Below are 8,685 nucleotides of genomic sequence, written 5' to 3' on the forward strand. Positions count from 1 at the left end.
TCACACTATCAGAGGTTCGTCGTAAGAGCCCCAGACGTCTCGGAGCCTGCTGCAGATCTCGCCAAGTGTTGCGCGCGCCTTCACGAGTTCGATGGTTTTGGGCAGCAGGTTCGTTTTGTCGCTCAGCGCCTGCTCGGCAAGCTCGTCCAGAAGCCGCGTCACCAGCGCATTGTCGCGCCTCGAGCGCACATCATTAAGCCGATCGATCTGCAGTTGCGTGCAGTCGTCGTCATAAGGATGGATGTCGGCATCCGCCGCTGAACTGCTTTCGTCGACATATCGGTTGACGCCGACGGAGATCTTCTCGCCGCTATCGATCTTCCTGAATGTCTCATATGCGGAGTCGGCCAGCTTCTGCTGGAACCAACCTTCTTCCACGAGCTTGATGGCGCCTCCGCGCTCGTCGACTTCATGCAGGACCTTCCAAATCTCGTCTTCCATGTCCTTGGTCAGGCGTTCGACGAAATAGGAGCCCCCGAGGGGGTCTATCACCGAAGTCACGTTGATCTCGTCGCGGATGATCTGTTGCGTGCGTATGGCCAGCTTCATCGCCTCTTCGGTAGGGATTGCGAAGGCTTCGTCCAGCCCGTTGGTGTGCATGCTCTGGCATCCTCCAAGCACAGCACCCAGAGCCTGGATGGCGGTCCGCATCAGGTTGTTCTGGTATTCGATTTTCGTGAGGCTCATCGCTGCGGTCTGGACGTGGACCCGCAGCCGCATGGATTCTGGCTTTTTCGCGTTGAACCGCTCGGCCATGAGCTTGGCGTAAACGCGTCTGGCGGCCCTGAACTTGCAGATCTGTTCGAAAAAATCCTGATGGCTGATGAAGAAAAACGACAGGCGAGGGGCGAAGTCGTCGATATTCATGCCGGCCTCGATCACCTCATCACAATAAGCGATGGTGAAAGCCATGATGAAGGCGATCTCCTGGATCGCGTTGCCACCCACATCGGAAAGGTGATAGCCGCTAAGGCTGATTGGGTTGATCCTTGGCGTCGCCTTGGCGCTGTACATGATCAGGTCTCGCAGCAGCCTGACGGCAGGACGGACCGGATAGATCCATTCCTTCTGCGCGACGTACTCTTTGAGCGGATCGGCCTGCAGCGTTCCGGAAAGCTTGGTGAAATCACATCCGCGCTGCTCGGCGACCGCGACGAACATGGAATAGACGACCCAGGCGGATGGATTGATCGTAAGGGATACGGAAATCTTCTCCAGATCGATTCCATCGAACAACCGGTCGACATCCTCGATTGTGTCGATGGCCACTCCACATCGTCCGACCTCACCAAATGACATCGGATCATCGGAGTCGAGCCCAAGCAGCGTCGGAAGGTCGAAGTCCGTCGAAAGACCGGTCTGCCCAGTCTGGATCATGTATTTGTAGCGCTGGTTGGTGGCTTCGGGATTGCCGAAACCGGCAACCTGCCGGATCGTCCAGGGCCGCCCGCGATACATTGTCGGGTAGGCGCCGCGCGTGAAAGGATAGGCACCCGGAAAACCCAGATCGCTCGCGGGAATATCGGCGACATCCGCGGCCGTATATATGCGCTTGAGGGGAATGCCGCTTTCGGTCGCGAAGCGCTCCTTCTCTTCAGGTCGCGAGCGCAGCGCGGCGTCGAGTTCGCGCGCCTCCCATTCGCCTTGGCGGGTGCGGACCTCATCGATGGCCGCCTTGGAATACAGCGTCATGAAAAATCGTCCTCCCAGCCCAGGAGTGCGCGTGCTGCGGAAGCCGGGTCCAACTTGCGCGACTTGACCGCATGCAGCCGCGTTTCGAGCGCGTCGTCATCTTCATCGAACTTCTGCTGGAAAAGGTCGCGCGCCATTCCGAGAATACGCGTCCGGCTCATGGCCAATTGGCGATCAGCCAACTCGCCAGTCTCCTGAAGGTGCATCCAGTGACGAGAAATCTCCTGCTTGAGTTCCATGATCTTTTCTCCCGACACCGAACTGACAGCGAGCACGGGCGTGCTCCAACTGGTTTGGGGTCGAGTGCTGCCCAGCGACATCATTCCGTGCAGTGCTGAGACAGTTGCGGCGGCATCCGGCCGATCCGCCTTGCTGACGACGTGAATATCCGCAATCTCGAGAATTCCTGCCTTGATTGCCTGCACGTCGTCTCCAAGGCCGGGCGCTGAAAGAACGACAACCGTATGTGCCGCCGTCACAACTTCGACCTCGTCCTGGCCCACGCCGACGGTCTCGATGAAAATGGGCGAATAGCCTGCGGCGTCGAGCACATCGACGGCTTGCAGGGTTGCACGCGCCAGCCCTCCCAGATGGCCGCGAGTCGCCATGCTGCGCACGAAGCATTGCGTCGCCTCCGCCGCATCGGTCATGCGAACGCGATCTCCGAGTACCGCACCGCCTGAAAACGGACTGCTTGGATCGATGGCGATGACCCCGACTTTGCAGCCTTCGCGAGCGAAGGACTTGATCAAAGACGCGACAAGCGTCGATTTGCCGGCACCGGGCACGCCCGTTATGCCGACGATGTGCGCGCGGCCAGTGTGTCGGTAAATCTCCGCAAGCGCCGCGGCGGCCTCGCTGTGCCCGCTCTCGGCTCGTGAGATCATTCGGGCGATTGCCGACACGCGGCCTTCGCGGACTTCGCCGACAAGGTCCATCGAGGCCCGGTAGGCCGGGCGCGCTGTCCCTACGGAACGGACGGGCGCACTCATTTGCGCCCTCTCGCCGTCACCAGATCCCTGATCGCGGATATGATGACCTCGGCGCGCGCTTCCTGCGGCACGACCACGTCAACGCCGCTTTCCAGAAGTGCCGGATAGTCCCGCTCAGGAATCACTCCCCCAGCGACAACGAAGATGTGCTCCGCCTTCTGCTCGCGAAGGTTCCGCCCGAGTTCTCGGAACAGGGGAACATGCGACCCGGAAAGCAGGCTAACGCCAATGACGTCTACGTCTTCCTGGATCGCCGCCGTCACCACCTGTGCCGGTGTCTTGTAGAGGCCCGAATAGATGACCTCCATGCCAGCATCGCGCAGCACGCGTGCCACCACCTTCGCCCCGCGGTCATGTCCATCCAGTCCGAGCTTTGCGACCAGCACGCGAATGACATCGGTTTGCGCCGACTTCATTTTGCGGCTCCGGCAAGGTCGCTGTGTGCGCGCGTCAGCTTTCCGACGCGCATGGTTTCGTGCGCGATCGACTCCCCGATGATTTCAAGCCCTTGATCGATTTCCGCTTCGGAAATGGTCAACGGAGGCGCTATTCGGAACACCCCACCCATACCGGGCAGCTTGACTATGTTCATGTTCAATCCACGCCTGAAGGCTTCGCGCGCAATGCTGGCGCCAAGCTCGTGGTCAGGTTCGCGGGTCGACCTGCTCTTGACGATTTCCAGCCCGATGAAAAGCCCGCGGCCACGCACGTCTCCAACGCATTCGTGGCGCTGTTTGAGATCTAGCAAGCCATCGAAAAGCCTCTTGCCCAAATGCCGTGAGCGCTCCACCAGCTTTTCCTGCTCGACAACTTCTAGAACTGTAAGGCCAACCGCAGCGGGCAGCGGATCGGAAACGTGTGTGGTGTAGAATAGGTAGCCGCGCTCATGCGCCGCCTGTTCGATTTCCGTCGTCGTCATCACAGCAGCGAGCGGAAGGCCCGCGCCGATGGTCTTCGACAGCGTGAGTATATCGGGCGTCACCGCGTCGCGTTGGAACGCAAACATGTTCCCGGTGCGCGCTACGCCGGTTTGCGCTTCGTCAAGGATCAGCAACATGCCGCGCTCGTGGCATTTCTCCTTGAGCGCCTTGAGATATCCAGCAGGCAGTTCAAGCATGCCGCCACTCGAGAGTATGGGCTCGGCTATGAAGGCGGCCAGACTGCCGGTGGACTGGGCGTCGATAAGTGCAAAGGAATCGTCGAGTTCTGTTTGCCAATCCAGCGTCCCGTCCAGATTCTTGAAGCGCGGCCTATAGCTGTTTGGGGCAGGGATGGTCATGGAGCCGGGCATTGTCGGCCCGTAGCCTTTGCGGCCTGCGCTATAAGTCGCCGCTGCCGCAGCACCTGTCATGCCGTGCCAACTTTTCGAGAATGCGACGATTTCGTGCTTCCCGGTCACCAGCTTTGCCATGCGAATGGCAGCCTCGTTGGACTCCGCGCCCGTCGAAAGAAGCAGGACGCGATCAAGCCCCGGTACGAGCCCGGCGAGCTTCTCCGCCAAGTCGACAACCGGACGGGAAAGCATGCCGCTGAACAGGTGGGCTACCTGACCCATCTGCCGCTGAACGGTTTCAACGACGCGCGGATGTGAATGGCCGAGTACGGCGCTCATCTGCCCTGAGGTGAAGTCGAGGATCGCCTTGCCGTCCGCGTCATAGACGAAGGAGCCTTCTGCGCGCTCAATGATCGCAGGGTCGAACGCGCCGCCATAACGAACCATATGGGACCTGGCTTTTGCCCAGAACGCCGCTTCCTGATTTTTTGACATCGGCTTTTCCCTGAAGGTGAACAGGCAAGAATTAGCGCTGGGTTGTGCAGAGGTAAAATTGATAGTATTTGTGATCCGATATCAATGAGATTGATATGTACACGACAATCGACCCGCGCCTCCTCGTTACATTCATCCACGCCGCGCATTCGGGTTCACTGAGCGCGACTGCGGTTCAGGTCGGCCGCACGCAATCTGCCGTGACCATGCAGATGCAACGACTGGAGGAGTTGATCGGACAGGCCCTGCTGCATCGCAGCGGAAGCGGCGTCCGCCTCACCGGCAGCGGTGAGCGGTTTCTCGCTTACGCCGAGAGGATATTGCGCCTGCAGGACGAGGCGCTGCTGAGTTGTTCAGACAAGGGTCTGCAGGGCACGATCATATTCGGATCGCCGGAAGACTACCTTTTTGCGTTTTTCGCAGAGATTTTGCGCAGTTTCGGCCCACTCTACCCAAATGTCGAGATCAAGGTGATTTCCGCGCCCACAGTGGAATTGAAGGCGCTGATAAATGCGCGCCAACTGGACCTCGCACTTATATCGACGCCAAACGCTACGGATTCGCAGGAGGTTCTGCGACCTGAACCACTTGTTTGGGTTGGCAGCAGGCCGACGCTGGGAGATCATGGGTTCGGTGAAATCGTTCCGTTGGCCTTACCGGCCTCCAATGCCATGGATCATCGGGCAGCTTGCGATGCAATGACTCGGGCTGGCCTTCGCTACAAAATTGCGCATGCGAGTAACAGTCTGGCCGGGTTGATCGGCATCGCGCGCTCTGGGCTGGCGATCAGCGTGATGACGAAGGAAGCAGTGCCGCCTGACCTTTTCATCATAGGAGCTCCGATGCCAAGATTGTCAGTGTTGGGTATGCTCATCAAGTTTTCAGAACTTGGTCCGTCGCCCGCTGCCGTGGCGTTTGCTGACCACATCAAGCGTGTGCTTCCAACGCTCTAATCCAAGCGTGTGGCCGAGACTGGCGGGGGCAAGGGGGATGCTACCATTTCCGAGGTCGCCTCAGCGCCGCTTTCGTCGCATCATTGGCATTTGTGGTAAGGGATTGATCTGCCGGTAATCAGATGCGCACATCCCGCGAGGTAGTTCGGTGACAATAAAATTTGCGTTCTTGCTCGCGCGGGAGTTCACGCTGTCGCCCCTTTCTCTGTTCATCGATACGCTTCGGCTGGCGGGGGACGATGGTGATCGCAGCCGCCGCGTGGCGTTTGACTGGCAGATTGTCGGCGAACGCGGTCTTCCGCTGAGATCCAGTTGCGGAATTGAAATATTGCCCACCTGCGATGTTGGTAATCCAGAGAGCTACGATCATATTGTCGTTGTCGGCGGCCTCTTGAAAGCCACTCACGAACTGAGCCGTGAGAAGGAAGAGTTTCTGCTGGCCGCGGCGCGCTTGAAAAAGCCGCTGGTCGGTCTTTGCACCGCAAGTTTTGCGCTTGCCCGATACGGCCTCCTCGACAACCACAGCGCATGTGTGAGCTGGTTTCACATCAGAGACTTCCGGGCATCATTTCCGAACGTCGATGCTCGCGCGGATAGCCTGTATCTGATTGATCGAAGCCGGGCGACGTGCGCCGGAGGTACCGGCGCTGCCGACTTGGCAGGTCAACTTGTAAAGAAATATCTCAACGACGTGTCGGCGCAGAAGGCGGCCAACGTTCTGATGCTGGATAGGATCAGAAGCGTTCGCGACCCTCAACCCATCTCGGACATGTTCCCCGGCGCGACCAGCAGCCTGGTGAAACGCGCGCTTCTATTGATGGAAAGCAATCTGCATGAATCTCTTTCAATTGCAGAGATCGCGAGCCAGCTACAAATTTCCAATCGCCAGCTTGAGCGCAGATTTGCCCTCGAACTCGGCATGGGTCCTGCTGACGCCTACGGTGCTGTACGCATCAACTTTGCGCGCAAATTGCTCGCCGATGAAAGCTTGCAAATTGCAGAAGTCGCGTTTCGCAGCGGATTTATCAGCGCCAGCCACTTCAGCCGCGTGTTCAGGCAGCATACGGGGGTTTCGCCAAGCGAACTTCGCACCCGCATGCGCCCCGATCGCGACGCTAATCCAACAAAAGCATCACTCTGACGTCGGCCCAATGCCCTTTCTCGAGCCTGGCATCTGATCGCGACAGGCCAATGTGGCGGCGAGGTCCGGGGAACCATCTGGAGACAGCACTATCCCATACACCTGCCGCGCTCGTTCGGCCGAGACCCAACCTTCGCGGACATCATGCGCAACGCGCATTGGGTCACGTTCGAACGGATGTCCATAGCCTCCGCCTCCGCCGCTTATCGAGACCATAGCCTCGCCCTCGGCAATCAGAACCTCTGCACAGGCTGGCACGGGTTCGAGCGAACCATCTGCCTTGCGTCGAAACTGTGCAGATGCGCCACCAGACATTCCCTCGCGCGCGCCGGTCGCGGGATTGACGTTACCGTCGCTGACATAGGCCACAGTCATACTGCATCCAACCGGTGAAAACTCAGAATAAGCTCCGAGCGCTCCGCGGAAACGCCCCGCTCCTTCCGAATCCGGAATAAGGCGTCGCGCCTTAACGAAAATCGGGTGGCGCAGTTCATCGACTTCGATGGAGTCCTGGTAGCACATGCCGGCATTGCCCACGTGCAGGATTGTTAGCCAGCCATCCGTCCATGGCGTACCCGCTCCGCCTGTGCAGCCAAGATAGACTTCGTTCACGAACGGCTTGCCGTCATGCACGCCAGAAACGACGCCGCAGGAAGGGGGTATGAGTGCCCCGGTCTCTGCCTGACCCAACCCGTCCGCGATTTCGGCTATCGCACATTGAACGGGGTTTGCCACGCGGTCGGCCATATTGGTCGTCGCGACAGAGCACGATGTCGGATGCCGGGGACGACCGACTACACACCCATCGCGCAGATGGATTTTTATGCGTCGGAAGCTGCCCTCATTCTTCGGAACGGTGTGATCGATGGAGTTGAAAACGCCGATCATCGGTGTCGAAAGCGCACAGGCCTCAGAAAGGTTCAGTCCGTTGGGCATTGTGTCGGGATTGTCGGTCATATCGACCTCGATCATCGCCTCTTCCGGCTTGATCTCCACAGTAGCGGTTATTTTGACGCCCTCAGCGGGTGTACCGGGAAATGGATCATGCGTGCTGGAGCGCGTAACGCGTCCGGCAGGCAGAGCGCGGATCACCTCGATCATGCGGCGTTCGCTGTAGTCGAACCATTGCGAGGCATAGTCCGCGAGCCTGTCCCAGCCGATCTCGGCTCCCAATGCCATGATTTCGCGCTCGCCGACGCGTGCGGCTCCGAGCGTCGCGAGATAGTCGCCCCACCATTGTTCAGGCACGCGGATTCGCAACTGACACATGCGGATAATGTCCATCACGTGCTCGTAGTTCTGTTGAACCTTCACAGCGGGAAAGATCAGCGCACCCTCATTATAAACATCGATGGCGGAACCCATGTAAGTCGTCGGCAGCGAATTGCCGCAATCCGCCTGATGCGCCTTGGCCATTACCGTGAAACGGTGTCGACCCTCATCGTCGATAATCGGCACGAGGATCGAATGGTCGGCGGGATGTGTGCAGCCGTGGTAGGGCGAGTTGTGAAGAAACGCATCGCCGCGACGCAGCACCGGATGGTTCTCTGCCATGGTGCGCGACATTATCTCCGGCCCTCGCAAAACGTGGTTCGGAAGGCTTTCGGCGGTGGCCAGCAATTCATGCTGCGCGGTAAGCACCACGCATGAGAAATCGCGTGCAATGGTAAGGATGCCCGACCGCCCGGTGCGGTGAAGCGTATTTGCCATCTTGCGGGCAATGCCTTCGAAGCGCGCAGTCAGCAGCGCGAGAGTGGAACCGTCCATCGCGCTTTCGGTCGCGGCTTCCGCCGGTACAGAGCTTATGTCCGACATTGAAACCCCCTTAGATTGAGATGATGAGGTTGCCGGAAGCGTCGCGCCGGGCGACAGCGCCCGGATCGACGACGATCGACGTGAAATCAGACTCAATGATCGCCGGCCCATGTATCGATTGAGCTTCTGGAATAGCTTCCAGCCGCCAGACCTCGGCGTCCAGCCAGCCAGTCCCAAGAAAGCGTACTGCTCGCGCTGGGAGGCGTGCCGATTGCTCGCTTCTCGCCAGACTGTTGATTTCCACCCAGAAGTGAGCCGGGTAGGCGTCTAATTTCCACTGAGAATTGAGCCATGTGAACCTTTCCCCAAAGCGGTGAGCGGCGG

At 59.1% G+C, this 8,685-nt stretch carries 7 protein-coding genes and 1 pseudogene; 2 read left to right on the forward strand and 6 right to left on the reverse strand.

Annotated features, from left to right (window positions below):
- From DY251_RS06840 to DY251_RS06855, 4 genes are read right to left on the reverse strand one after another with little or no spacing between them, the layout of a single operon-like run.
- Positions 1–1,692: a methylmalonyl-CoA mutase family protein gene (locus DY251_RS06840; protein WP_116623105.1), complete on the reverse strand. Its 1,692-nt coding sequence runs from the start codon at positions 1,690–1,692 to the stop codon at positions 1–3.
- Positions 1,689–2,684, reverse strand: a complete 996-nt coding sequence (meaB, locus tag DY251_RS06845) for a methylmalonyl Co-A mutase-associated GTPase MeaB (RefSeq protein WP_116623106.1) — start codon at positions 2,682–2,684, stop codon at positions 1,689–1,691. The genes DY251_RS06840 and meaB overlap by 4 nt, the downstream gene beginning before the upstream one ends.
- A complete protein-coding gene (locus DY251_RS06850; RefSeq protein ID WP_116623107.1) occupies positions 2,681–3,100 on the reverse strand; it encodes a cobalamin B12-binding domain-containing protein in 420 nt (139 codons plus the stop codon). Before DY251_RS06850 ends, meaB begins: the two co-directional genes overlap by 4 nt.
- Entirely contained in the window at positions 3,097–4,452 is a 1,356-nt protein-coding gene (locus DY251_RS06855) for an aspartate aminotransferase family protein (RefSeq protein ID WP_116623108.1), read from the reverse strand. Before DY251_RS06855 ends, DY251_RS06850 begins: the two co-directional genes overlap by 4 nt.
- Positions 4,453–4,547: 95 nt before the next feature.
- Here DY251_RS06855 and DY251_RS06860 point away from each other — a divergent pair, with 95 nt between their 5' ends.
- Both DY251_RS06860 and DY251_RS06865 read left to right on the forward strand, forming a co-directional pair.
- Positions 4,548–5,405 (forward strand): LysR family transcriptional regulator, encoded by an 858-nt coding sequence (locus DY251_RS06860; RefSeq protein ID WP_116623109.1) that lies wholly within the window; start codon positions 4,548–4,550, stop codon positions 5,403–5,405.
- A 148-nt stretch (positions 5,406–5,553) separates the two neighbouring features.
- The gene (locus DY251_RS06865; protein ID WP_116623110.1) at positions 5,554–6,546 is read left to right on the forward strand and encodes a GlxA family transcriptional regulator; all 993 of its coding nucleotides are present in this window, start codon (positions 5,554–5,556) and stop codon (positions 6,544–6,546) included.
- Here the strand turns inward: DY251_RS06865 and DY251_RS06870 are convergent.
- Both DY251_RS06870 and DY251_RS06875 read right to left on the reverse strand, forming a co-directional pair.
- The gene (locus DY251_RS06870) at positions 6,538–8,361 is read right to left on the reverse strand and encodes a hydantoinase B/oxoprolinase family protein (RefSeq protein ID WP_116623111.1); all 1,824 of its coding nucleotides are present in this window, start codon (positions 8,359–8,361) and stop codon (positions 6,538–6,540) included. The genes DY251_RS06865 and DY251_RS06870 overlap by 9 nt on opposite strands.
- Before the next feature lie 10 nt (positions 8,362–8,371).
- Positions 8,372–8,685, reverse strand: a pseudogene (locus DY251_RS06875) (hypothetical protein); the annotation flags it as partial.

The sequence above is a fragment of the Mesorhizobium denitrificans genome (genome assembly GCF_003403035.1).
GTDB lineage: Bacteria > Pseudomonadota > Alphaproteobacteria > Rhizobiales > Rhizobiaceae > Mesorhizobium_G > Mesorhizobium_G denitrificans.

Excerpts from the sequence above, each read along its gene's own strand:
- meaB (WP_116623106.1), bottom strand. The coding sequence starts at position 2,684 with ATGAGTGCGCCCGTCCGTTCCGTAGGGACAGCGCGCCCGGCCTACCGG.
- DY251_RS06855 (WP_116623108.1), bottom strand. The coding sequence starts at position 4,452 with ATGTCAAAAAATCAGGAAGCGGCGTTCTGGGCAAAAGCCAGGTCCCAT.
- DY251_RS06840 (WP_116623105.1), bottom strand. The coding sequence starts at position 1,692 with ATGACGCTGTATTCCAAGGCGGCCATCGATGAGGTCCGCACCCGCCAA.
- DY251_RS06860 (WP_116623109.1), top strand. The coding sequence starts at position 4,548 with ATGTACACGACAATCGACCCGCGCCTCCTCGTTACATTCATCCACGCC.
- DY251_RS06870 (WP_116623111.1), bottom strand. The coding sequence starts at position 8,361 with ATGTCGGACATAAGCTCTGTACCGGCGGAAGCCGCGACCGAAAGCGCG.
- DY251_RS06850 (WP_116623107.1), bottom strand. The coding sequence starts at position 3,100 with ATGAAGTCGGCGCAAACCGATGTCATTCGCGTGCTGGTCGCAAAGCTC.